Genomic DNA, 22280 nt, shown 5'->3' on the forward strand with positions numbered 1-22280 from the left:
CCCCATGACCCTGGGGCGGGACCAGCTCCCGCCCCACCCGGGCGGGCACGAATCACCGGAGGGCGCCGACCGCGCCTTCTACGGTCGCCGCAAGGGCAAGCGCCTGCGGGCCGGCCAGGAGCAGCGCCTGTCCGAGCTGCTGCCGACCCTCCGGCTGACCCTGCCGCCCGCCGGCGAGCCCCTCGATCCTCCGAGCCTGTTTCCCGTCCTGGTGGACGAGGTCTGGCTCGAGATCGGCTTCGGCGGCGGCGAGCATCTCGCCGCCCAGGCGGCCGCCCACCCCCGCACCGGCATCATCGGCGCGGAGCCCTTCGTCAACGGCGTCGTCAAGCTCCTGCGCGCGGTGGACGAGGCGGCCCTCCGCAACGTCCGGATCTGGGACGAGGACGCCACGGCCCTGCTCGCGGCCCTGCCCGATGCCAGCTTGGCCCGGGTCTACCTGCTCTATCCCGATCCCTGGCCCAAGCGCCGGCAGCGCAAGCGCCGCTTCGTCTCCGACGGTGCCCTGGCGGAGATCGCCCGCGTGCTCCGGCCCGGCGGCGTGTTCCGCTTCGCCAGCGACATCGACGATTACGCCGGCTGGACCCTCGTTCGCGCCGCGCGCTGTCCGGACCTCGCCTGGACCGCCGAGGCGGCCCGGGACTGGACTCAGCCCTGGTCGGATTGGCCGGGCACCCGCTACGAGGCCAAGGCCCTCGCCGCCGGCCGGCCGCCGAGCTACCTCGAATTCCGCCGGGTCGGACCGGCCTGAGCGCGGTGGCGGCGTAACCCGGTTTGCCGACATCCTTTTGATGGGGTTGTTCGAGAAACGCGCATCCCCATCTCAGCCCGGCCTTGTTCCGCTTGGACTTCGGTTGTCTGATGGGCCGCGATCACCGCGAGCCGTCCGGTGGAGTGCGGTCGCGCGTTCGTGACACGAGGTCGGACGCGCCGAGCGAGGATGTGGCGTGCACGACGCTTCGGACAAGTCTTCCATGGACAAGTCTTCCATCGCGGGCGTCGGGACGGACTTGGCGTCGGCGCCCGCCCCGGATGCCGGCCCAGGATCGGGTCTGCACGGGACGGCCTTCGCGCAGGCGCCGATCGGCATCCTGGTGGTCGACGGGGCCGGCCTCATCCGCGACGCCAACCCCCATCTCTGCGATCTCCTCGGCTATGAGCCCGGCGCCCTCAATGGGCGGGCCCTCTCGGTCCTCGGCGCCGTGGCCCAGCGCGTCTGCATCCGGCGCTGGCTCCGGGCGGACGGCACCGGCCTGGACATGCGCATCCGCCCCTCGAAGCAGCGCGACGACCTGCAGATCCTCGTGGTCGAGGCCGTCGATCCCGACGAGGTCGCGCGGGCCGAGGAGAACCGCGCCGCCCTGACGGCGGCGGGCCTGGGCGAGTGGCGCTACGACTTCGCCGACGGCCGGGTCGTCCTGTCGCGCCGGGCCGCGCATCTCCTCGGCTATGCCGCGGACGATCCGGTCACCTGGACCCGCCTCCAGGCCGCGATGGACGGCGGCGAGGTCGCCCGCATCCGGGCCCAGGTCCGCGCATCCTTGCGGGACGGCGCGCCCTTCACCTTCGAATGCCGCCTGCGCCGGGCGCCGGACGGCACCGCGATCGATGTCGGGGTCCGGGGGCAGGCCATCCCGGCGGGGGAGGGCGCCGATCGACCCGCGACCCTCGTCGGCGTGGTCGAGGACGTGACCACCCACGTGGAGGCCCGCAACGCCCTGCGGGACGGCGAGCAGCGCCTGCGCATCGCCACCTCCCTGGCGGCCCTCGGGATCTTCGAATGGCACATGCTCGACGACCAGGCGATCTGGGAGAACGAGCGCATGTTCGCGATCTTCGGGCGCAGCGCCGCCGACGGCGCCCTGGGCAAGCGCGAATTCCTCGAGACCGTGCTGCATCCCGACGACCGCCCGGCCTTCCGCGCCGCGATCACGCAGGCCCTGCGCGAGGACACCACCCTGGCGGTCTCGGCTCGCATCCGCCGCCTCAGCGACGGGGCGTGGCGCACCCTCGACTTCGCCGGGCGCTTCGAGCGCGACGCGCCCAACCGCCTGCCGCGCCGCCTGATCGGGGTCGTGGCCGACGTGACCGAGCGCCGGCTCGCCGAGGAGCGCCAGACGCTCCTGATCCGCGAGCTGCACCACCGGGTGAAGAACACCCTGGCCACGGTCCAGGCCATCGTCGGATCGACCGCCCGCACCGCCTCCAGCATCGAGAGCTTCTACGAGGCCTTCGTCGGCCGGATCATGTCGCTGGCCCACACCCACTCGGTCCTCACCGAGGACACCTGGCAGACGGCGTCCCTGCGCACCCTGCTCGCCAACGAGTTGAAGCCCTATGCGGAAGGATCCCTGAACGGTGCGGAGGAGCGGGACGCCCGCATCCAGCTCTCCGGCCCCCCCGTCGACATGGCGTCCGAGGTCGCGGTGCCGATCGGCATGGCGATCCACGAACTGACCACGAACGCCGCCAAGTACGGGGCCCTGTCCACCCGGGACGGCCGGGTGGCGATCACCTGGGCGCTCGAGCCCGGCGGTCCGGCCGGGACCCTGCACTTCACCTGGGTCGAGAGCGGCGGCCCACCGGTCGCACCGCCGAAGCGGCAGGGTTTCGGTTCGCGCCTGCTCCAGCGGGTGCTGACGGCCCAGGTGCGGGCCGAGGTCTCCATGAACTACCCGCCGGAGGGGTTCACCCTGACGATGCGGGCGCCCCTGCCGGTCCGCAACGCGGCGCTGAATCCGCTGGCCTGAGGGCGCTCCCGCGAAGGAGGGCTGCGATCAGGCCGCGCCGCGGCTGTCGGTCTCCCCGCCCGCCTCGACGAAGGCCTTGAGTTCGTCGAGGGAGCCGAAGGTGAAGCGGCCCCGCGGCGTGTCCGCCTCGATCACGCCGGTGGAATACATCACGTAGGTGTTCCCTCCCGAGGCATAGGTGCCGACGACCTGCGGTTCCTCCGCGACGGGGGGCGTGGACTCGGCGGCCGGCGCCTCCGGGGACGGTTCGGGCTTGTCCTCGGGAACGCCCACGAACTCGGCCGTCTCGACGGCGGACGGATGCGGGGGAACGGGGTCGGGCGCGCGATGGGGCTCCGCCTCGGCCTCCTTGAAGCGAGGGGCGCTCTCAGGCGCCGGCTCGGGTGCCGGCGCGGGAGCGGGGCCGTCGAACAGGTCGTTCTCCGTCGCCCGGGTCTCGGGATCCGGTGCGGCGTCGGCGATGCGCGGCTCCGGGATGTGCGGCTCCGGACGATCGTGGGGGGCGTCCGCCGGCAGCAGGTTCGGCAGCAGAGGTTCGGCGGCCGAGGGCTCCGGGGATGGCGGCGCGGGGTCGAAGAAGGTCGGTTCCAGGCCGGGGCGAGTGGAGGCGGCGCCTCCCAAGCCCGCGCCGGCGCCCAGACCGGCACCCAGGCTCGCGGCGGTGGCGGCGAGGCTCGGCCGGGCCCGCTGGGCGGCGCTCGGGTCTGCTGCGCCGCCGGGGGCGAGCCCGGTCTCGGCCGGCGGGAAGGACGGGGTCGCCGGACGCGCCTCGCGGAAGGCGCGCTCCAGGCCGCGCAGGCGGCCCGCCACGACCGCCAGTCCCAGCACCACGGCCCCGGCCGACGCCGTGGTGGCGCCCGCGATGGTCATGGCGAGACCGCTCTCCAGCCGGACGAAGGGGAAACCCTGGATGACGGATACGATTCCGCCGACGATCATGACGGCGGCCAGCGCGAACAGCGCGATATTCATGGATGTCTCGACAAACGCCTGCACCTTCAGGTGCGGCGCGCACACTAAAGGCCTGGGGGGCATTTGCAAAACGCACACTCGAACGCCGGGCGCAGCCACGCCCCGGGCAGGCCCCCGCGGATCGCCGCCGTCCGGGCATCGTCTCCGCCCGGGCGTGGACGCCACCCGGGCATCGACTTCATCCGGGCATCGACTTACGTAACGGCGCGTTGGTGCGAGGATCGCGCGCGGATCGCGCGCCTGATCGTGTCCGATGTCTCACGAGACGGAGAGTTGCCCATGACCTTCACCTTGCCCGAACTGCCCTACGCCTACGACGCGCTCGGCCCCTACATGTCGAAGGAAACCCTCGAGTTTCACCACGACAAGCACCACAAGGCCTATGTCGACACGGGCAACAAGCTGCTGGAGGGCACGGGCCTGGAAGGCAAGAGCGTCGAGGAGGTCCTGACCTCGGCCTACGGCAACAACCAGCCGCTCTTCAACAATGCCGGCCAGCACTACAACCACATCCATTTCTGGCAGTGGATGAAGCCCAACGGCGGCGGCGCCGCCCCGGGTGCGCTCGCCAAGAAGATCGACGAGGATCTCGGCGGCTTCGAGAAGTTCAAGGCCGACTTCATCCAGGCCGGCGTCGGTCAGTTCGGCTCCGGCTGGGCCTGGCTCGCGGTCAAGGACGGCAAGCTCGCCATCATGAAGACCCCGAACGGCGAGAACCCGCTCGTGCACGGCGCCAAGCCGATCCTCGGCGTCGACGTCTGGGAGCACTCCTACTACATCGACTACCGCAATCGCCGCCCCGACTACCTCAAGGCGTTCATCGAGAACCTGGTGAACTGGGAGCACGTGGAAAAGATGTACGGTGAGGCCACCGCGTAAGGCCCCACGATCCTACGGCCTCGCCGCGAGGCTGGGGACAGGCGCCGTCTCGCGAAGGACAGGGCCGTCGCTGACGGAGACCGGCTGACCGGAATTCTCCGGCGGCCCGCCGTCATTCCGGAGCCGCGTCGCGGAAGCCGGGATCCGGAAACGCAGGTGGTGCGAGATTTCGCACGGGCGGCGGCTCTGGAGTCCGGGCTCGTCTCCGACGACCCGGAATGACGGCGAGGTGTCCTGGGCGAGTGTCTGGTCCAAGGCGAGAGGGCCTGCTGCGCCGGGGCGGACCGGCGCGGTCGGGCGAACACCGACCGCGGGCCGTCCGTGCGCGGCGCAAGGCGCGTGACCGTTGAACGGTTCCGCGTTTGCGCCGGGCGCGCCGGCATGGTCTAGGGCTCGCCCGACTCTCCCCGCCCCGCGTCCCGGCAGTCCCCCATGATCCGCAGCATCCTCTCCGTCGGCGGCTGGACGCTGGTTTCGCGCGTCACCGGGTTCGCCCGCGACGTGGTGATGGCTGCGATCCTGGGAGCCGGGCCGGTGGCCGACGCCTTCGTGGTGGCGTTCCGTCTGCCGAACCACTTCCGGGCGATCTTCGGCGAAGGCGCCTTCAACACCGCCTTCGTGCCGAGCTACGCCAGCCTGTCGGAGACCGAGAAGGCCGACCCGGAGACGGGCGCGGCCCGGCGCTTCGCCGACCGCATCTTCACCCTGATGCTGCTGGTGCAGATCGGCTTCCTGGCCCTCGCCATGCCGGCGATGCCCTGGGTCGTGCGGGCCCTGGCGCCCGGTTTCTCGGAGGATCCGGAGCGGTTCGCGCTCGCCGTCTCGCTGACCCGGATCACCTTCCCCTACCTCCTGTTCATGACGCTGGTGACCCTGTTCTCCGGCCTCCTCAACGCCCATCGGCGCTTCGCCGTGGCGGCCGGTGCGCCGGTCCTCCTGAACTTGTCGATGCTCGCCGCCCTGGCCTCGGCGTCGCTCTTCCCCAACGCCGCCTACGCTGCCGCCTGGGGCGTGACGGTGTCGGGCGTGCTGCAATTCGCCCTGGTGTGGTGGGATTGCCGGCGGGCGGGCATCGCCCCGACCCTGACGACACCGACCCTGCGCGACCCGGCCATGCGGCGCTTCTTCAAGGTGCTGGGGCCGGCGGTGATCGGCTCGGCCGGGTTCCAGATCGCCTCCTTCGCCGACACGATCCTGGCGAGCTTCCTGCCGACCGGTGCGGTCTCGGCCCTGTACTACGCCGACCGGCTCTACCAGCTGCCCTTCGGGGTCATCGCCATCGCGGCCGGCACGGTGCTCCTGCCGGAGATGAGCCGGCGCATCGCCGGCGGCGACGTCGCCGGCGCGCATGCGGCGCAGAACCGCGCCGCGGGCTTTTCCCTCGCCCTCTCGGCGCCCTTCACGGTGGCGTTCCTCACCCTGCCGGTCCTGATCATGACGGCCCTGTTCCAGCGCGGCGCCTTCGGGGCGGAGGATGCCGCCCGCGCGGCCTCGGTGCTCGCCGCCTACGGGCTCGCCCTGCCGGCCGTGGTGCTCCTGCGCAGCGCGCTCCCGAGCTTCTACGCCCGGCAGGACACGATGACCCCGCTCATCGCCTCGCTGACCGCCATCGCCGTCAACGTCGCCCTGAAGGTGGTGCTCACCGGTCCCTACGGCGTGACCGGCCTCGCGATGGCCACGGCCATCGGCCAGTGGGTCAACCTCGGCCTCCTCGTGGCCCTCGCCTGGCGCCGCGGCTGGATGGCCCCGGGCCGCACCCTCGGGGTCACCGGCGTCGGGGTGGTGGTGGCCTGCATTGCCCTCGCGGCCACCGCCCATTACGGCCTGCCCCTGGCCGATGCCCTGGTGCCGGCCCTGCCGCGCCTGCGCGAGATGGCGGTGCTGGGCCTGCTCGGGATCGCCGGAACGCTGGTCTACGCCGTGCTGTTGTTGGGGACGCTGCGCCTGTTCGGGCTTCGCCTGCGGCGCGCCTGATCCCGCCTCCGCTCGCTCGCAGGCGAGGGAACCGCCGCGCCGGCGCGGCGCTCGACCGGATGCGACAGAGGAGCCCGCATGACCGAATCCCCCCGCATCGCCGTCTTCGACGCCTACGGCACCCTGTTCGACGTCCACGCGGCGGTGGCGCGCCACGCGGACGCGATCGGGCCGGACGCGGCCGCCCTGTCCGAGACCTGGCGCGCCAAGCAGCTCGAATATTCCTGGGTGCGCGGCCTGATGGGGTGCCACGCCCCGTTCTGGGGCCTGACCGAGCAGGCCCTGGACTACGCCCTCGCCCGATACCCGAAGGTGGACCGGGCGCTACGGCCCCGGCTCCTCGACGCCTATCGCGACCTCGACGCCTATCCGGAGGTGCCGGGCACGCTCCGCGCCCTGCGCGCGGCGGGATGGCGGACCGCGATCCTCTCCAACGGCGACGCGGCGATGCTGGAGCGGGCGGTGGCCTCGGCGGGGCTGGCGGACCACCTCGACGCGGTGCTCTCGGTGGAGTCCGCGCGAACCTTCAAGACCGCCCCGGCCGCCTATCGCATCGCTACGGACCGCTTCGGGGTCGGGCCCGAGGCCGTGCTGTTCGGCTCCTCGAACCGCTGGGACGTGGCCGGGGCGGCCGCCTTCGGCTTCCGCCCCGTCTGGGTCAACCGCAGGGGGCTGCCGGACGAATATGCCGATCAGCCCCCCGAGCGGGTGATCGAGAGCCTCGACGCCCTGCTCTGAGGGCGGGGCCGCCCGGGATGCGGCTGTCAGGCCGCCCGGATTGCGGCTGTCAGGCCGCCCGGATGGTGGCCAGGAACTGCGAGACCTGGCCGCCGAGATGCTCCGACTGGCGCGACAGCGCCGAGGCCGAGGCCAGCACCTGGGCGGCGGCCGCGCCGGTCTCCTCGGCGGCGCCCGCGACGCCCGAGACGTTCTGCGTGACCTCGCCGGTGCCGATGGAGGCCTGGGCCACGTTGCGCACGATCTCCTGGGTCGCCGCGCCCTGCTCCTCCACCGCGGCCGCGATCGAGGCCGCGACGTCGCTGATCTCGCGGATGCGCCCCGTGATGGCGCCGATCGCCTCCACCGCCTGGCCCGTCGAGCCCTGGATGCGGGCGATCTGGCCGGTGATCTCGTCCGTGGCCCGCGCCGTCTGGTTGGCGAGCTCCTTGACCTCCGCCGCCACCACCGCGAAGCCCCGGCCCGCCTCGCCGGCGCGGGCCGCCTCGATCGTCGCGTTCAGCGCCAGCAGGTTGGTCTGGCCCGCGATGGTCGAGATCATCGCCACCACGTCGCCGATGCGCTGGGCCGCCTCGCTCAGGTCGCGCACGAAGGTGGCGGTCTGCCCGGCCTCCGTCACCGCCTCGCGGGAGAGCTGGGCCGAGCCCTGGACCTGCCGGCCGATCTCGTCGACGGAGGAGCCGAGCTCCTCGGCGGCGGCCGCCACCGTGGTGACGTTCGCCGAGGCCTGGTCGGCGGCGGCGGCCACGGAAACGGAGCGCTGCGCCGTCTCGCTGGCATTGGCCGACATGCTGCGGGCCGTGTCCTGCAACTGTGCGGCGGCCGTGCCGACCTGCGCCACGACGCCCCCCACCGCGGCCTCGAACTGATCGGCCAGGCTGCGCAGGGTCTCCCGGCGCAGGGCCTCGGCCCCGGCCCGGGCCGCCGCGATCTCGGCCTCCAGGGCGCGGGTGCGCAGGATGTTGTCCTTGAAGACCTGGACGGCGCCCGCCATCGCGCCGATCTCGTCCCCCCGCTCGGCGCCCGGCACGGCGACCGCCGTGTCGCCGGTCGCGAGCCGCCGCATCGCCTCGGTCATCCGCTGCAGGGGGCGGCTGACCCCGAGGGCGAGGGCGAGGGCGGCGCCGGCCGCGATCAGCAGTCCGAGGCCCACGAGGATCGCGGTGGTCAGCAGGGCGGTGTCGTAGGTGTCCTGGGCGCGGGCGCCGCTGGCGCGGGCGCTGCCCTCTTCCAGCTCGACGAGCTTCTGCAGGGCGCCGAGGACGGCGTTGATGCGCGTCGACATGTCGGTGTTGTAGGTGCGCTGGGCGCCGGCGAGATCTCCGGCCTGCGCCTGGGCGACGATCCCCTCCTGCAGGGTCCGGTAGGCGGTCCATTCCGTCTCGAACGTCCGGTAGAGGGCCTGCGACTCCGGCTGGGCCGGCAGGCCGGCGTAGGCGGCCTGCGCGGCGCGCATCTCGGCCTCGCGCTTGGCCAGGGTGGCCGAGACGTCGGTGCGGGCCGCCGGCGTGTCGGCGGTGATCAGGCGGCCGCCATTCACCCGCTGGCGCAGGACCAGGACCTGGAGCTTGCCCAGGAGCTGCACGGTCGGGAGGCGCTCGTCGCGCATCTCCCGCGCCACTCCGTTGACGGCGCGCAGCTGCATCAGGGCCGACCCGCCGATCACCGCCACGAGACCGAAGACGAGGCCGAAGCCGAGGAACAGCTTGGTGCGGATCGACAGGGCGCGAAGGGACATGCGGCGAGGAGCCCGACTGGAGGGGAGTCCCCGCATCATTCGCGACAGGCGTTAAAAATTCCCACGGGTCTTCATGTCGAGGGACGATGTTCGTCGCGAATGATCGTCATCTGTCATCGCCCGTGATTGAATAGTCAGGGCGATAGCGTCCAGTTCGACTGATGAATGACCAGCGTCATTCCGCGACCGTCCGGGCTCTTCACCGACTGGCTCGTGTAATCCGCCGTCCCCGACATCCCGGCGTATTTGCCCGTTCCCCCGACGAAGACGTGCGTGCCCTTGGCGCCCTCGGCTTCGTCGGTGGAGAAGATCTGGTCGCCATCGGCGTCGCTGTCGATGCAGGACTTGCGGTTGAGCGCCTCGCCGCCGCCGACCTCGCGCATCCCGAGGCAGCGCGTGCCCATGTCGTTGAACATCGGGCCGCCGGACTCGTTGCGGGCGTTCCCGGAGCTGCTTGGGTCGTCACGGTCCGCTCGCCGAGCTTCATCGTGACGAAGGCGGAGGTGAGGTGGGTCGTGGAGTAGCTGTCGGTGCCGCTGCGCGGCCAGAACGGCCGCGAACAGAAAGCCCCATGTCGTGACATGATGGACAGGCCTCCGTCTGAGAACAGGCGCAGAGACATTCGCATCGCTCGATGGCGATCGATCATGGTCGCGACGGAACTGCGTGACGACTGGGGGCTTTGCGTTTCAAGACTGGCGAAAAGGTTTACCTGCCTGGCCGTGACCGAACACGACCGTCCGGCGGGTGTCCCGTCCTGGCGGCAATCCGGGCGTGATGCGGCCGGGGCCTCCGCGCTCTCCCCACCGCGTCAGACTCAGGATCGCCCGAGGGCGGCCTCGATCAGCGTGACGCCGTCGGCGCTGTCCCACTCGGCCGGTCCCTTCATCACCCCGAGGGTGCAGCCGGCGCCGTCGACCAGGAGGGTGGTGGGCAGGCCGAGGGAGCCGGTGGCCTTCTGGATCGCGGGCAGGACCCGGCCGCCGGGATCGGCATAGTAGGCCAGCCGCGCGATGCCGTTCTGCTTGAGCCAGGTGGGCGGCGCCGCGAGGTTGCGGGTGTCGACGTTGATCGCCACGACGCTGAAATCCGGCCCGCCGAGCCGGCCCTGGAGCCGGTCGAGGGCCGGCATCTCGGCCTTGCAGGGCGCGCACCAGGTCGCCCACAGGTTCACGAGGCGCAGGCCCCGCACGCCGTCGAGGGTGGCGTCGGTTCCCTCCGGCCCCTTGAAGGCCAGGGCCGGCGCGGGCACCGGCACGGTTGCGACCTGGAGGGCGGCGACGGCGCCCCGGGCCAGGGGGGCGATGCGGGCGGCCGCCGCGACCGAGCCCGCGCAGGGGCCGGCGGAGTTGCCGCCGGTCGAGCCCGTCCCGTATACGGCAAGCCCCGCACCGAGTGCGGCGACGAGGACGGCCCCGGCGATCAGCGCAGATCTGCGGCCGGGCATCATCGTTGCGTCCGGGGGCGGACGGGCAGGGCGGCTGGAAGGACGTTTGAAAACATGAGCAACCGGATGTGGGGCGGGCGCTTCGCGAGCGGCCCCGCCGAGATCATGGAGGAGATCAACGCCTCCATCGGGTTCGACAAGCGCCTCGCGCCCCAGGACATCCGCGGCTCGCTGGCGCATGTGGCGATGCTGGGACAGGCGGGAATCCTCCCCTCCGCCGATGTGGCTGCGATCGAGGACGGCCTCAAGGCCGTGCGCGACGAAATCGAGGCGGGCGGCTTCGTCTTCAAGCGCGAGCTCGAGGACATCCACATGTCCGTCGAGAGCCGGCTCACCGAGATCGTCGGCCCGGCGGCCGGGCGCCTGCACACCGCGCGCTCGCGCAACGACCAGGTCGCCACCGACATGAAGCTGTGGGTGCGCGACACCCTCGACAGCCTCGACGCCCAGGCCGCCGGCCTGCAGAAGGCCCTGGCCGAGAAGGCGCTGGCCCATGCCGGCACGGTGATGCCGGGCTTCACCCACCTGCAATCGGCCCAGCCCGTCACCTTCGGGCACCATTGCCTCGCCTACGTGGAGATGCTGGCCCGCGACCGGGGCCGCTTCCGCGATGCCCGTGCGCGCCTGAACGAGTGCCCCCTCGGCGCCGCGGCGCTCGCCGGCACCTCCTTCCCCATCGACCGGCACGCCACGGCCGCGGCGCTCGGCTTCGACCGGCCGACGGCGAACTCCCTCGACTCGGTGGCCGATCGCGACTTCGCCCTGGAATCCCTCGCCGCTGCCTCGATCTGCGCCGTCCACCTGTCGCGTTTCGCCGAGGAGCTGGTGGTCTGGACCTCGGCCCAGTTCAACTTCGTGAAGCTCTCCGACGGCTACACCACCGGCTCGTCGATCATGCCGCAGAAGCGCAACCCGGACGCGGCGGAGCTGGTGCGGGCCAAGGCCGGCCGGGTCATCGGCGCGCTCACGGGCCTGCTCATCGTGATGAAGGGCCTGCCGCTCGCCTATTCGAAGGACATGCAGGAGGACAAGGAGGGCACCTTCGACGCCCTCCAGGCCCTCTCGCTGTGCCTCGCCGCCATGACCGGCATGGTGCGCGACCTCGAACCCAACGCCCCGGTGCTGGCCCGCGCCGCCGGCTCCGGCTACGCCACCGCGACCGACCTCGCCGACTGGCTGGTGCGCGAGCTCGGCCTGCCGTTCCGCGAGGCCCACCACGTCACCGGTCGCCTCGTCGGCGCGGCCTCCGCCCGCAACGTCGGGCTGGAGGCACTCACCCTGGCCGAGATGCAGGCCGCCGAGCCCCGGATCACGCAGGCGGTCTACGCCGTGCTCGGGGTCGAGAACTCGGTCACGAGCCGGACCAGCTACGGCGGCACCGCGCCGGACAACGTGCGGTCGCAGGCGAACCGCTGGCTCGCGGCCCTCGGGCAGGACTGATGCGGACGCCGCGTCATCGGAGCGGTGCCCGTCTCGGCAAGCCTGCGCGGCGCTCGACCGAAGCCCCCATCCGCCATCCCGGAGGGATCGAACCGATTTGGACTGACCCGAAAAGAACCGGACTCGGGGCAGGTGCGTTCACGGCTCAGCTATGTGATGCTGTGTAGGACCCTGTCCCGAGCCCCTCGGAGATCTGCTCATGCCCGCTGAAAGCCGGATCGCGCCGGATGACGTCCCCGCCCTCGCGGCCGAAGCCACGGCGCTGATCGACGCCGCCCTGAGCCGCCTGCCCGAGGCCGACCGGGCCGCCTTCTGGGCCTCGGTGCGCAAGTGCTACAACACGCCCTACAACGATCCGGAGCCCCGCGCGCTGACGCGGGTGCAGAGGCTCGCGGCCTTCGAGGCGACGGGCCCGGACCCCGCGGAGTCCCCCACCCTGTCGACGCTGGCCGCACCCGCCCTCGCGAGCGTGATGGCGGCGCTGCCGGGCGTGTTCGCCGCCGAGCCCCACGCCGCCTGATCGGGGCGGGACACGCAATCCTGAAACCGGCGCCGCGCGGCGTCGCACATCCGGACGGTCGGCCGGGCTCCCGGTCCGGCGACGTCCCGAAGGGTCTTCCATGGTTCCTGTTCTGCGACGCGGCCTCCGGCTCGGGGCCGCCATCCTGGTCCTGTCCGGTCCCGCCGCCCTGGTCGGCGCCCCCCATCCCTTCGCGGCCGGCCCGGCCCGGGCCCAGAGCCAGGCCCAGGCCCAGACACAGGAGGCCGCCCCCGAGGAGGCGGAGGCCCCGGGCCGCCGGAAGTCCCGCCGGGGGCGCGAGCGCGCCGCGAAGGCCGCCGTGACGGCCCCCGGCATGCAGCAGGCCACCCCGGTGGCGATCTTCGGCGACTGGAACGTCTTCGCGAGCGGCCAGGGCAAGACCCGCGTCTGCTACGCCATCGCCCAGCCGCAGACGCGCTCGCCCAAGACCCTGAAGCGCGACACGGCCTACCTCTTCGTCACCGTGCGCAAGGCCGAGAACGTGGCCAACGAGGTCGCGGTGATGCTGGGCTTCCCGGCCAAGCCCGCGAACAGCCAGGCCAAGGCCAATGCCGGCCCGGCGCCCACCGACCCGACCCTGATCCTCGGCGCCACCCGCTACGGCCTCGTCACCAAGGACAACAACGCCTGGCTCCAGAACCCGGCGGAGGAGACCCGGGTGGTCACCGAGATGGGGCGCACCCCGAAGCTGCAGGTCAAGACCACCTCGCTGCGCGGCAATCCCACCAGCGACGAGTACGCCCTGGCGGGGTTCGGCGACGCGATGAAGCGCGCCCGCGAGGAGTGCAAGTAGGGGCCCGGTCAGGCCCTACGCCACCGCCCGGGCCGCCTCGGCCCGGATCGCCGCCAGGGTGAGGTGGACCGGCGGTCCGTCGCCGGTGAGGTTGAGACCGTCGGCACCGGTGGCGAGCAGGAGGGACAGGGCCTCCCGCAGGGACGCCCCGGCCGCGATCGCGGGGGCCTCCGGCAGGGCGCCGGGGCTCGCCAGGCTCCCGGCGGCGATCAGGGCGAGGCGGCGCAAGGCCCGGTCCTGCCCGACGAAACCCGCGACGAAGGCGTCGGCCGGCGCGGCCAGGAGGCGTTCGGGCGCATCGGCCTGGACGATGCGGCCGTCCCGCATCAGCACGACGCGGTCGCCCATCCGCATCGCCTCGTCGATGTCGTGGGTGACGAGGAGCACCGTCTTGCCGAGGCGCCGCAGGATGGCGCCGATCTCGGCCTGCAGGCGGTCGCGGGCGACGGGGTCCACCGCGCCGAAGGGCTCGTCCATGAGGAGCACCGGGGGATCGGCGGCCAGCGCCCGGGCGACGCCCACGCGCTGGCGCTGGCCGCCGGAGAGCGCGTGCGGGCGGCGTGCCCGGTACTGCGCCGGGTCGAGGCCGACGAGGTCGAGCATCGCGTCGACCCGCTCGGCGATCCGGGCACGGGGCCAGCCGAGCAGGCCCGGCACGGTGCCGATGTTGTCGGCGACGCTGCGGTGGGGAAACAGGCCGACGCCCTGGAGCACGTAGCCGATGCGCCGGCGCAGGGCGACGGGATCGGTCCGCGTCACGTCCGTGCCAGCGACGCGGACGCGGCCGGCATCCGGCTCCACCAGCCGGTTGACCATCCGAAGGGTCGTAGACTTGCCGCAGCCGGACGGGCCGATCAGGGCGCAGACGCTGCCCTCGGCGACGGCGAGGTCGAGGGCGTCGACGGCGGGGCGTTCGGCCCCGGGGAACCGCTTGCTGACGCCTTCCAGGCGGATCACGGGGCCCTGACCGGCGCGCGGTCCGGCGGCCTAAGCCTCAGCAGCCCTTGCAGATCGAGCCCATGGTGGTGCGCATCTTGGTGTCCCAGGCCTTGTCGCGGGCGGCCGAGGCGCGCTGGGCCTTGGCCATGTCCGCCTCGGTGGAGGCGCGGGTATAGGGGGCCTTGCCCGCCTCCGCGCGGCCCGGCGGCTTGGTCACCCCGGTGGGCGCGATGTTGCGCTGGGGCGCGCCCGGGGACGGCTGCGCCAGGACCGGCGCGGCGCCGAGGAGGAGGGCCAGGGTGGAGGCGGCGACGATGCGGGGCATGAGGAGCGACGGATCCCTGACAGGTGGCGAGGCGTCGGGACGATCGGACGTGAACGGCGCCGCGCCCCGATGATCCCGTTCATCTACGATGGGGACCGCACGGGATTATGGCACCTCGGCCGGATGGCGCGAAGGCGGCGGGCGGCAGCGCGTGCGAAATGGCACCCGGTCCGGCGGTCGCCGCCGCGACCGGCCCTCACGGACCGCTGAGGAAGCCGATCCGCTCCCGCGCCGGCTGTCCGAGCCAGAGCAGGACGGTCCCGATCACGAGCCCGATCAGGGCGGCGGGCGCCAGGGTCAGGGGCAGGACCAGGATCTTCCAGAGCCAGGGGGCGACGCTCTCCACCGTGCCCTGGAGAGCGTTCGCCCGGTCCTTGAACAGGGTGAAGGCGAGGTCGCTGACGCTGGTGAGGCGCGGGGTGTTGTTCGCGACGGAGCGGGCACCGTCGTAGACGAGGCAGACGAAGCCCGCCGCCAGGAAGACGAGGCCGAGGAAGCGGCTGAGGAAACGGACCATCGCACCCGATCGCACCTGCCGGCATCCGCGCCGGCCCTTCAGGCTGAGTAGGAGGGCGCGCCGACGGGCGCAAGCCACCGGTGGCTCGGCCGGGCGTCGCGGTTTGCGCGGGATCGCGATCGCGCCATATGCGGGGCACGGGGCCGCGCGGCGCGGGGCCCATCCGCAACCCGAGACCCGACCGAACCCCATGCGCGACGCCTCCACGCTCCTCCATCCGGTGCCCGCGCCCGGCGCGACGGCCCCACCCCTCGCGCTGGTGATCTTCGATTGCGACGGGGTGCTCGTGGACAGCGAGCCGATCAGCCTGGCGCGCCTCACCGCCGGCCTCAACCGCATCGGCGTGCCCATCGACGTCGAGACCGTGCGGGCGCGCTTCGCCGGCACCTCGATGGTCTCGATCATGGGCCACATCGCCCAGGATTACGGAATCGCGGAGCCCGAGGGCTTCGTCGACGCCGTGAAGGCGGACACGCTGCGCGCCTTCGACAGGGAGCTCCGGGCGGTCGCGGGCGTCGCCGCGGCGGTCGCCGCCCTCGGGCTGCCCTCCTGCGTCGCCTCCAGCAGCGACCCCGTGCGCCTGCGTCACTCCCTGGGGCTGACGGGGCTGCTCCCGCTGTTCGAGGGGCGGATCTTCTCCTCGACCCTGGTGGCGCGGGGCAAGCCGGCACCCGACCTGTTCCTCCACGCCGCCGCCGCGATGGGGGTCGCCCCCGCGGCCTGCCTCGTCATCGAGGACAGCGTGCCCGGCGTCACGGCGGCCCGCGCCGCCGGCATGCGCGTCGTCGGCTTCAGCGGCGGCGGGCACTGGACCCACGACCCGGCGGCCGCGGACCTGACCCGGGCCGGTGCGGCCCGGATCTTCCGCGACTACCGGGACCTCGCCGGCGTCATCGCCGCCGCTTGATCGGGTCTGCGAAGGAAGCACGCGCGCCGGAGGCCGAGCGGGGCCGTTTCTGCTAACGACTGTGCTGCATTCGGAAGATCGATCCGTTGACGAAACGCAGCGGGATGAGCATCTTCAAGACGTTCGGCGATGCCTGGAGGTGTCGCCGCGCCGCGGTGATTTGAAGTGTGTAGCTTGCGCCGCGTCATCAAACGCTAAAGCACCGCGATGCGCTCGCGCCTCGTGGTCCTTCTCGGAAAGGATGACTTGCCGTGACTGTCTGCAACGCATGCTTCCCGCGGGGCGATGCCCCGCGTCTCCGGTCCCAACACGGCCGTTGTCGACGCTGACCATCCCCTCGCGTCCCACCGTTCGTCTCGCGCCGGCCCCGCGCCGGCCACCGGAGTCCTTGTCATGCCGCATCTTCAGATCGAGGCCGAGCGGGCGCTGAATCGCCTGCACGCGGCCCCCAGCCTCGTGGATCACCGGGCGGAGCGCGCCCGCAACCGCCTCCATGCCGAGCCCGCCCCGCCGCGGGTCATCGAGATCGGCGAGATCACCGCCGGGATCGCCGTTCCGGAGCCCGGGGGCGTGCGCTTCTTCGCGTCGAGCCGCGCCTTCGCCCCCCTCGACGGCACGGTCTACCGCAGCGTCGAGCAGGCGGCCCGCGCCGCCCGGGACCGGTTCCGCGACCGGACCCGTCCGGCTGCCCAGGCCCGGGGACCCCGGCTCCAGGCCGTCTGACGGGGCGGGGCCCCTCGCCTCAGACCGGCCAGGCCGCCCCGCGATAGGCTCCGTCCCAGAACAGGTATTCGAGGCGGGTGGCCTGGGTGTAGGCGCGGTGCATCCGGGCCCGGACCTCCGGCGAGGCGCCCCGGGCCGCCTCGTCGGTGGCCGCGATCATGGCGGCGACCGCCTGCGCGAAGTCCTCGCCCGCATAGGTGTCGATCCAGGCGCGGTACGGATTGTCGGCCCGCGCCCGGGAAAAGATGTCCCGGCCGATCTCGGCATAGATCCAGAAGCAGGGCAGCAGCGCGCCGAGCACCACCTCGTAGGGCTCCGCATAGGCGGTGGCGACGAGGTAGGAGACGTAGTGGTCGCAGGGCGGCGAGAGCGGGGTCTGCGCGAAGGTCTCGGCGTCGATGCCGTAATCGCGGAAGAAGCCGCCGTGGAGCGAGCGCTCCACCACGATGGCGGTCTCGGCCGCCCGGGCGAACTGCACCATCCGGTCGGGGTTCGGCGCCTTGGCGGCGGCCAGCGCCAGGGCCCGGCCGAAGCCCACGAGGTAGTGCGCGTCCTGCACGATGTAGTGGATGAAGCGCGCCTGCCCGAGGGTGCCGGCGGCGAGCTCGGCGTTGAACGGCATGGTGCGGATGGCCTCGTAGGCCGCCGCGTTGCGCGTCCAGGCCTCCGCCGAGAAAGCCTCCGCCGAGAAAGCCTCCCCCGAGGACGTGGCGGCCAAGACGGTCTCCGTCATGCCCGGCTCTCCCGCTCGAACGACAGGGTGACCCCGTGGCGCGCCCGTCCGCCCGGGGCCAGCAGGCGCTGCGAATCCCGGCCCGTGAGGTCGCCCGCGAAACCGTCCCAGTCGGCATGGCCGGTCCAGCATTCCAGCGAGAGGAAGGGGGCCGTCGGCTTGGTCCAGACCGCGAGGTGGGGGAAGTCCGATACCGCCAGGCGGATCGCCGCGCCGTCGGGGCCGGTGAAGCGCATCCAGCTGCTCGCCGCATCCCGGAAGACCAGGGCCTCGGTGAACAGCGCCGGATCGAGGGGCAGGGTGTCGCCCTCCAGGGGGATCGGCCGCTCGTCGCGCAGGAGGAGGCCGCCCGCCCCGACCTCGGGGGCGAAGGGGCGCTCCGGGTGCTCGAACCGGACGGCGTAGCCGCCCCCGGCCGCGCGGGCGCCGCCGGCGAAGGGCCAGGGGAAGGCCGGGTGGAAGCCGAGCCCGTAGGGCAGGGGCACCGTGTCGGTGTTCTCGATCCAGATCTCGAGGTCGAGGAGGCCGGGGCCGACCCGGGCGGTGATGTCCAGGCGGAAGGCGTAGGGGTAGTGCACCCGCGTCTCGGCGCTGTCGGTGAGGCGCAGGCTCACGCTGTCGTCGGCCCGCTCGATCACCGTGAAGGGCAGGTCGCGGGCAAAGCCGTGCTGCGGCATCGGGTAGGCCGCGTCGCCCACATGGACCGTGCCGTCGGTGGAGGCGCCGACCACCGGGAAGAGCCACGGCGCGTGCCGGTTCCAGTGCGCGGGGTCGCCGCTCCAGAGATAGTCGCGGCCGCCCACCTGCCAGGAGACGGGCTCGGCCCCGTCGGCGTCGATGACCGCCTGCGTGCCGTCGCCGGCCGTGATCGTGATCCGTTCGCCCATCGGTGTCCTGTCGTCCGGCTGGCCGCCCCCGCGGTGGGGGGCGGCGGGAGAGGTCCTCAGCGCGCCTTCAGCACCGCCCGGCAGGCGGTGGGAAGGGCCGCCATCGTCATCGGCGGCTTTGGGCGCGGCGGCTTCGTCGCGGGCTTCGGATTCATGATCGCGTCGCTGAACCAGTAGGCCAGCTCCTCGCCGCAGCCGTCGCCGGAGGGCGGCGGGGCCTGGTCGCCGCACTGGTCCTGGCCCGCCGGACAGGCGAGGCGGATGTGGTAGTGGTAGTTGTGCCCGTACATCGGCCGCACCTTCGAGAGCCAGGCGCGGTCGCCGCCGGCCTCGCGGCACAGGGCCTTCTTGATCGCCGGGTTGACGAAGATGCGCGCCACCTCGCGCTCCTGCGCCGTCATCCGGATCAGCTTGAGGTGCTCGGGGGTCCAGACCTGCGGGTCGATGTCGAGGCGGTCGGGGCGGACCACGTTGGTGGCGGAGGTCTCCTCGCGCTCGACCCGGCTCATGCGGTGGTCCGGCATCGGGGTCAGCCAGATGTCGGCGTCGAGGCCGAGCTGGTGCGAGGCGTGGCCGGTCAGCATCGGCCCGCCGCGCGGCTGGGACATGTCGCCGACGAGGAGGCCGTTCCAGCCGATGCGGGGCGCCTTGGCGGCCAGGCGCTCCAGGAAGTCGACGAGGGGCGGGGTGCCCCACATCCGGTTGCGCGACAGGCGCATCACCTGCCAGGTCGGCCCGTCCACGGCCAGCGCCTCGCCGCCCGAGAAGCAGCCCTTGGCATAGGAGCCGTAGGCCTGGGCGGGGCCGGGGGCCGGGGTGGTGGCGCGGCCGAACAGGGCTTTGGCCGGCGTGTCCGGCGCGTCCGGGTTGGCGAGCGGCGGCAGGGGCTTCGGGTTGACGCTGCCCCGGTCCTGGGCCGCAGCGGGCAGGCCGAGACAGGAGCCGAGGAGTAGGAACGTCGCGAGGCGGAGGCGAAGGGTCAGCGGAGGGCTCCCGGGATCGCGTCCCCGCCGGGCGGGGCGCCGAGGATCGTCTGAGGCGAAGGTTCGCGGCTCACGCCCACGCTAGTCCATCGGGGATCGCCCCGTCGAGGGTCCGCGGTGCCGCCCTATTCCACCGGCGCCACGGCGATCCGGATCGTGTCGGCGGGCGCCCCGCTGACCAGGAGGGTGATCGGCGCGGTGCCGAGCTGGAACCGCACGCTCTTGGCGAGCATCGGGCAGCCGGGGCGCATCGTGCTGGCGGTCGGGGGCCGCGTGGTCCGGTCGTCCTGGCTCACGTCGATCCAGGCCCGGTCCGACAGGGTGACCTGGTAGGCGCCGGGGGCCAGAGGCGCCGCGAGGTGCAGCACGCCGCCATAGGAGCCGGGCTTCGGCGCCCGCGAGGGCGCGACGGGCGGGGCGACCGCCTCCTGCGGCTTCAGGGCGAGGATCGCGGCCGGCATCGCGGCCGGCAGGGTGCCGCCGGATTCCACCCGCGGCAGGCTCGCGGCCGAGAACCAGGCCTGCTCGCGCAGGAGCGACCAGTCGAACTGCGTGCAGGCCGCCGGGTCCGCGGGCGGCGACGCGCCGGTCTCGCCGGCGGGCTGCGCCTGCCCCCGGCCGGCGGACGGCGCCAGGAGAGCGGCGGAGAGCGCGATCGCGGCGAGCCGGCGCATCGTCCTCAATCCACCGCCACCAGGACGTCGGACGACTTCACCACGGCATAGGCCTCGCCGCCCACGGTCAGCTTCAGGCTGTCGACGGATTCGTTGGTGATCGAGGCGGTGACCAGCTGGCCGCCGGCGATCTCGATCTTCACATGGGCCGTGGTGGCCCCCTTCTCGACCGAGACGACCTTGCCCTTGAGGACGTTGCGTGCGCTGATCTTCATGACGATGGGTTCCCTCCCCTTGGCCCGGCCCGGACGGATGGGCCTGCGCGGCGGGACGATGCCGTTCGCGCCGGCGCGGTGCAACCCGTCCGGATGCAACCCAGCACCGGAGCCCACGCGACCGTGATCGGGCTCACGGGGCTTCGTCCTCCTCTTCCGAAACCCGGCGGCGCGAGCCCCAGGCGGCGAGGGCGGCGTTGAGGTCGTCGAGGACGAAGTGGCGGGCGCTGTCGCGGTCGTAGCCCTCCGCGAGAAGGTCGTCGTATTCGGTGAAGACGTGGCGGGCATAGGCCACGAGGGCGAGCCAGGCCGCGTTGTCCGGGCGCGCGTTGCGCAGGCCCGGGCTCGCCAGGGCGCGGTCGATCACCGCCTCGGTCTCGAAATCGGGCAGGCGCGGCGCCGCCTGCGCCAGGGCCGCCGCCACCGCCTCACGCCGGTTCATCGCCCGTTCTCCGTCATCGCCGCCCGCCGCCCGCCGCCCGCATCCGAATCGGGCGGGCACGAGGTGCGCGACCGCGCCGCAAAAGTCCACGACCGCCGATGGCTGCCGGCCCACACGCCGCGCGGCCGTCCCGGCAGGGGGGGCGTCGTGCGGGGGGCGCCGCCCAACGGCGGCGTGGTGCGCCGGCTCCCGTGCCGCCCGTCGTCGCCGGCGCATCCACCCGCACGGACCCCCGCCGGCGGCGCTCGCATCGAGAGGTTGACAAGTTCTCGGCGCGCCTGCGCCGCCTGACCTGTGCCGAAACGGGATGTCTCAGGCACTGACACCCGTCGCTCATTCGCGGTGACCACGTAGACGGGGCACCACGACTGCCTGATGCTTTGTCGTGAATTGTTCGATAATGATTTCGTGTCAAATGTTGAGGGTCGGGCTCGGAAGCCGGACCGCGCACCAGGTTGACGGACCCGCTCGTGACCCAGGACAATTCCGTTCTCATCGTTTCGGACAGGCCGCAACTGGCGGCCCTGCTCTGCCGCGCCGTCGAGAACGTGCTCGCCTGCCGCTGCATCGAGCCCCGCGAGGCCCTGCCGGCGGTGCTGCCCCTCGTCGCCGTAGTCGACATCACCGGCGACGCGCGCCTCGCCGCCGCCTGGATCGTCCGGCTCCACGGCGCCCGGATCGCGAGCCTGGAGCTCACCAACCGGCCCCCCGCCGCGCGCGGCCGAGCCGCCGTCGCCACCCGCACCCTGCCGGCGGATGCACCCCGCACGGCGGTCCTCGCCACCCTCTTCGCCCTCGTGGACGCCTGGCAGGCCGCCCGCCGGAGCGCCGTCGCCGCCCCCATCCGGAAGGTCCGGGACATCGCCGAGCGGGCGCGGGCCGCCATCGGCCTGGTGGCGGGCGCCTTCGAGGCGGCCGAGGCCGGCCGTCCCGTGAGCGCGGAGGGGGTCGATGCCGGCACGGAGCTGATCCTGGCGGCCGTCTCCGATTCCGGCATCCGCACCTGGCTCGACGTCATCCAGAGCCACGACCAGCAGCTCTACCAGCACTCCCTGAGCGTCGCCGGCTACGCCGCCGCGTTCGGGGCCGGCCTGCGGCTCGCCCGCGCCGACCAGAAGCGCCTGGCCCAGGCCGCCCTCCTGCACGATGTCGGCAAGGCGAAGATCCCCCTGGCGATCCTGAACAAGCCCGGCCGCCTCACCGCGGAGGAGATGGCGGTGATGCGCACCCATCCGGCCGTCGGCGCCGACCTCCTCGCCGCCCAGGGCGGATTCGACGCCGCGACCCTCGCCGTGGTGCGCTCGCACCACGAGATGCTCGACGGCAGCGGCTATCCCGACGGCCTCGCGGGGGCGGCGATCCCCGATCTCGTGCGCCTCGTCACCATCTGCGACATCCACTCGGCCCTGACCGAGCGGCGCCCCTATCGCGATCCGCTGCCCCACGGGGAGGCCCATGCCCTGATGCAGGGCATGGTGCCCAAGCTCGATGCCGACCTCCTGGCGGCGTTCCGCCGGGTCGTGCTGCAGGGCGTGCTCGACGACGCCGTCGTCTGAGACGCGATCCCGGGCGCCGTCCCGCGCGGTCGAGGCCCGACGCCGTCCGGCGGTGAACGTCTCGCTATGACGAAATTCTCGGCACGATAATGCCTGTCGAACGGGAT

General features: G+C 73.0%; 24 protein-coding genes. 11 read left to right on the forward strand and 13 right to left on the reverse strand.

Annotated elements, in window-relative coordinates; genetic code table 11:
* Positions 1-4 precede the first annotated feature (4 nt).
* Both ASG51_RS16780 and ASG51_RS16785 read left to right on the forward strand, forming a co-directional pair.
* On the forward strand, positions 5-751 hold the full coding sequence (locus ASG51_RS16780) for a tRNA (guanine(46)-N(7))-methyltransferase TrmB (protein ID WP_082514055.1): 747 nt from the start codon (positions 5-7) through the stop codon (positions 749-751).
* 223 nt (positions 752-974) lie between these two features.
* Positions 975-2750 carry an HWE histidine kinase domain-containing protein gene (locus ASG51_RS16785; RefSeq protein ID WP_056211728.1) on the forward strand — a complete coding sequence of 592 codons (1776 nt, stop codon included), beginning with the start codon at positions 975-977 and terminating at the stop codon, positions 2748-2750.
* A 27-nt stretch (positions 2751-2777) separates the two neighbouring features.
* On the opposite strand, the gene ASG51_RS16790 is transcribed toward ASG51_RS16785, so the two are convergent.
* The gene (locus ASG51_RS16790) at positions 2778-3722 is read right to left on the reverse strand and encodes a hypothetical protein (protein ID WP_056381951.1); all 945 of its coding nucleotides are present in this window, start codon (positions 3720-3722) and stop codon (positions 2778-2780) included.
* A 279-nt stretch (positions 3723-4001) separates the two neighbouring features.
* On the opposite strand from ASG51_RS16790, the gene ASG51_RS16795 reads away from it, so the two are divergent.
* The 3 genes from ASG51_RS16795 to ASG51_RS16805 all read left to right on the forward strand — a co-directional run bounded on the left by ASG51_RS16795 (position 4002) and on the right by ASG51_RS16805 (position 7313).
* Positions 4002-4601, forward strand: coding sequence for a superoxide dismutase (locus tag ASG51_RS16795; protein WP_055946939.1), 600 nt, complete (start codon positions 4002-4004; stop codon positions 4599-4601).
* A gap of 432 nt (positions 4602-5033) precedes the next feature.
* Positions 5034-6575: a murein biosynthesis integral membrane protein MurJ gene (murJ, locus tag ASG51_RS16800; protein WP_056381952.1), complete on the forward strand. Its 1542-nt coding sequence runs from the start codon at positions 5034-5036 to the stop codon at positions 6573-6575.
* Between the two features lie 78 nt (positions 6576-6653).
* Positions 6654-7313: a haloacid dehalogenase type II gene (locus ASG51_RS16805; RefSeq protein WP_056381953.1), complete on the forward strand. Its 660-nt coding sequence runs from the start codon at positions 6654-6656 to the stop codon at positions 7311-7313.
* Between the two features lie 49 nt (positions 7314-7362).
* Here the strand turns inward: ASG51_RS16805 and ASG51_RS16810 are convergent, their stop codons facing one another.
* The 3 genes from ASG51_RS16810 to ASG51_RS16820 form a co-directional block, all read right to left on the reverse strand.
* A complete protein-coding gene (locus ASG51_RS16810; RefSeq protein ID WP_056381955.1) occupies positions 7363-9051 on the reverse strand; it encodes a methyl-accepting chemotaxis protein in 1689 nt (562 codons plus the stop codon).
* 134 nt (positions 9052-9185) lie between these two features.
* Positions 9186-9467, reverse strand: coding sequence for a hypothetical protein (locus ASG51_RS16815; RefSeq protein ID WP_056381957.1), 282 nt, complete (start codon positions 9465-9467; stop codon positions 9186-9188).
* Positions 9468-9868: 401 nt separating this feature from the next.
* Positions 9869-10498 carry a TlpA disulfide reductase family protein gene (locus ASG51_RS16820; protein WP_056382109.1) on the reverse strand — a complete coding sequence of 210 codons (630 nt, stop codon included), beginning with the start codon at positions 10496-10498 and terminating at the stop codon, positions 9869-9871.
* A gap of 54 nt (positions 10499-10552) precedes the next feature.
* Between ASG51_RS16820 and argH the strand changes: the two genes are divergently transcribed.
* From argH to ASG51_RS16835, 3 genes are all read left to right on the forward strand, one after another.
* Complete coding sequence (argH, locus tag ASG51_RS16825; protein WP_056211739.1) at positions 10553-11938, forward strand: argininosuccinate lyase; 1386 nt, start codon at positions 10553-10555, stop codon at positions 11936-11938.
* A gap of 199 nt (positions 11939-12137) precedes the next feature.
* Positions 12138-12458, forward strand: a complete 321-nt coding sequence (locus ASG51_RS16830; protein WP_056381960.1) for a hypothetical protein — start codon at positions 12138-12140, stop codon at positions 12456-12458.
* A 100-nt stretch (positions 12459-12558) separates the two neighbouring features.
* Entirely contained in the window at positions 12559-13272 is a 714-nt protein-coding gene (locus ASG51_RS16835; RefSeq protein WP_056381961.1) for a hypothetical protein, read from the forward strand.
* Between the two features lie 15 nt (positions 13273-13287).
* Here ASG51_RS16835 and ASG51_RS16840 read toward each other — a convergent pair whose 3' ends face one another.
* The 3 genes from ASG51_RS16840 to ASG51_RS16850 form a co-directional block, all read right to left on the reverse strand.
* Positions 13288-14229 (reverse strand): ABC transporter ATP-binding protein, encoded by a 942-nt coding sequence (locus ASG51_RS16840; RefSeq protein ID WP_056381964.1) that lies wholly within the window; start codon positions 14227-14229, stop codon positions 13288-13290.
* Between the two features lie 37 nt (positions 14230-14266).
* A complete protein-coding gene (locus ASG51_RS16845) occupies positions 14267-14536 on the reverse strand; it encodes a hypothetical protein (protein WP_056211747.1) in 270 nt (89 codons plus the stop codon).
* A gap of 196 nt (positions 14537-14732) precedes the next feature.
* Entirely contained in the window at positions 14733-15053 is a 321-nt protein-coding gene (locus ASG51_RS16850) for a hypothetical protein (RefSeq protein ID WP_056276046.1), read from the reverse strand.
* A gap of 190 nt (positions 15054-15243) precedes the next feature.
* On the opposite strand from ASG51_RS16850, the gene ASG51_RS16855 reads away from it, so the two are divergent.
* Entirely contained in the window at positions 15244-15960 is a 717-nt protein-coding gene (locus tag ASG51_RS16855; RefSeq protein ID WP_056211751.1) for an HAD-IA family hydrolase, read from the forward strand.
* A 393-nt stretch (positions 15961-16353) separates the two neighbouring features.
* Positions 16354-16683 carry a hypothetical protein gene (locus ASG51_RS16860; RefSeq protein ID WP_056211753.1) on the forward strand — a complete coding sequence of 110 codons (330 nt, stop codon included), beginning with the start codon at positions 16354-16356 and terminating at the stop codon, positions 16681-16683.
* Between the two features lie 19 nt (positions 16684-16702).
* Here ASG51_RS16860 and ASG51_RS16865 read toward each other — a convergent pair whose 3' ends face one another.
* The 6 genes from ASG51_RS16865 to ASG51_RS16890 all read right to left on the reverse strand — a co-directional run bounded on the left by ASG51_RS16865 (position 16703) and on the right by ASG51_RS16890 (position 20617).
* A complete protein-coding gene (locus ASG51_RS16865; protein WP_056381966.1) occupies positions 16703-17416 on the reverse strand; it encodes a TenA family protein in 714 nt (237 codons plus the stop codon).
* Entirely contained in the window at positions 17413-18303 is an 891-nt protein-coding gene (locus ASG51_RS16870; RefSeq protein ID WP_056381967.1) for an aldose 1-epimerase family protein, read from the reverse strand. Before ASG51_RS16870 ends, ASG51_RS16865 begins: the two co-directional genes overlap by 4 nt.
* Positions 18304-18359: 56 nt before the next feature.
* Entirely contained in the window at positions 18360-19286 is a 927-nt protein-coding gene (mepA, locus tag ASG51_RS16875) for a penicillin-insensitive murein endopeptidase (protein ID WP_056381969.1), read from the reverse strand.
* A 125-nt stretch (positions 19287-19411) separates the two neighbouring features.
* Positions 19412-19960: a hypothetical protein gene (locus ASG51_RS16880; protein ID WP_056276029.1), complete on the reverse strand. Its 549-nt coding sequence runs from the start codon at positions 19958-19960 to the stop codon at positions 19412-19414.
* A gap of 5 nt (positions 19961-19965) precedes the next feature.
* Complete coding sequence (locus ASG51_RS16885; RefSeq protein WP_055948660.1) at positions 19966-20175, reverse strand: TOBE domain-containing protein; 210 nt, start codon at positions 20173-20175, stop codon at positions 19966-19968.
* Between the two features lie 133 nt (positions 20176-20308).
* Positions 20309-20617, reverse strand: coding sequence for a DUF2293 domain-containing protein (locus tag ASG51_RS16890; protein ID WP_056381971.1), 309 nt, complete (start codon positions 20615-20617; stop codon positions 20309-20311).
* 455 nt (positions 20618-21072) lie between these two features.
* On the opposite strand from ASG51_RS16890, the gene ASG51_RS16895 reads away from it, so the two are divergent.
* Entirely contained in the window at positions 21073-22173 is a 1101-nt protein-coding gene (locus ASG51_RS16895; RefSeq protein WP_244480173.1) for an HD domain-containing phosphohydrolase, read from the forward strand.
* The last annotated feature ends 107 nt before the right edge of the window (positions 22174-22280 follow it).

It is taken from the genome of Methylobacterium sp. Leaf465 (assembly GCF_001424705.1).
In the GTDB taxonomy this organism is placed as follows: domain Bacteria; phylum Pseudomonadota; class Alphaproteobacteria; order Rhizobiales; family Beijerinckiaceae; genus Methylobacterium.

Coding starts and splice junctions, on each gene's coding strand:
- ASG51_RS16780 (WP_082514055.1), top strand. CDS start 5: ATGACCCTGGGGCGGGACCAGCTCCCGCCCCACCCGGGCGGGCACGAA.
- ASG51_RS16785 (WP_056211728.1), top strand. CDS start 975: ATGGACAAGTCTTCCATCGCGGGCGTCGGGACGGACTTGGCGTCGGCG.
- ASG51_RS16790 (WP_056381951.1), bottom strand. CDS start 3,722: ATGAATATCGCGCTGTTCGCGCTGGCCGCCGTCATGATCGTCGGCGGA.
- ASG51_RS16795 (WP_055946939.1), top strand. CDS start 4,002: ATGACCTTCACCTTGCCCGAACTGCCCTACGCCTACGACGCGCTCGGC.
- murJ (WP_056381952.1), top strand. CDS start 5,034: ATGATCCGCAGCATCCTCTCCGTCGGCGGCTGGACGCTGGTTTCGCGC.
- ASG51_RS16805 (WP_056381953.1), top strand. CDS start 6,654: ATGACCGAATCCCCCCGCATCGCCGTCTTCGACGCCTACGGCACCCTG.
- ASG51_RS16810 (WP_056381955.1), bottom strand. CDS start 9,051: ATGTCCCTTCGCGCCCTGTCGATCCGCACCAAGCTGTTCCTCGGCTTC.
- ASG51_RS16815 (WP_056381957.1), bottom strand. CDS start 9,467: ATGTTCAACGACATGGGCACGCGCTGCCTCGGGATGCGCGAGGTCGGC.
- ASG51_RS16820 (WP_056382109.1), bottom strand. CDS start 10,498: ATGCCCGGCCGCAGATCTGCGCTGATCGCCGGGGCCGTCCTCGTCGCC.
- argH (WP_056211739.1), top strand. CDS start 10,553: ATGAGCAACCGGATGTGGGGCGGGCGCTTCGCGAGCGGCCCCGCCGAG.
- ASG51_RS16830 (WP_056381960.1), top strand. CDS start 12,138: ATGCCCGCTGAAAGCCGGATCGCGCCGGATGACGTCCCCGCCCTCGCG.
- ASG51_RS16835 (WP_056381961.1), top strand. CDS start 12,559: ATGGTTCCTGTTCTGCGACGCGGCCTCCGGCTCGGGGCCGCCATCCTG.
- ASG51_RS16845 (WP_056211747.1), bottom strand. CDS start 14,536: ATGCCCCGCATCGTCGCCGCCTCCACCCTGGCCCTCCTCCTCGGCGCC.
- ASG51_RS16850 (WP_056276046.1), bottom strand. CDS start 15,053: ATGGTCCGTTTCCTCAGCCGCTTCCTCGGCCTCGTCTTCCTGGCGGCG.
- ASG51_RS16855 (WP_056211751.1), top strand. CDS start 15,244: ATGCGCGACGCCTCCACGCTCCTCCATCCGGTGCCCGCGCCCGGCGCG.
- ASG51_RS16860 (WP_056211753.1), top strand. CDS start 16,354: ATGCCGCATCTTCAGATCGAGGCCGAGCGGGCGCTGAATCGCCTGCAC.
- ASG51_RS16865 (WP_056381966.1), bottom strand. CDS start 17,416: ATGACGGAGACCGTCTTGGCCGCCACGTCCTCGGGGGAGGCTTTCTCG.
- ASG51_RS16870 (WP_056381967.1), bottom strand. CDS start 18,303: ATGGGCGAACGGATCACGATCACGGCCGGCGACGGCACGCAGGCGGTC.
- ASG51_RS16880 (WP_056276029.1), bottom strand. CDS start 19,960: ATGCGCCGGCTCGCCGCGATCGCGCTCTCCGCCGCTCTCCTGGCGCCG.
- ASG51_RS16885 (WP_055948660.1), bottom strand. CDS start 20,175: ATGAAGATCAGCGCACGCAACGTCCTCAAGGGCAAGGTCGTCTCGGTC.
- ASG51_RS16890 (WP_056381971.1), bottom strand. CDS start 20,617: ATGAACCGGCGTGAGGCGGTGGCGGCGGCCCTGGCGCAGGCGGCGCCG.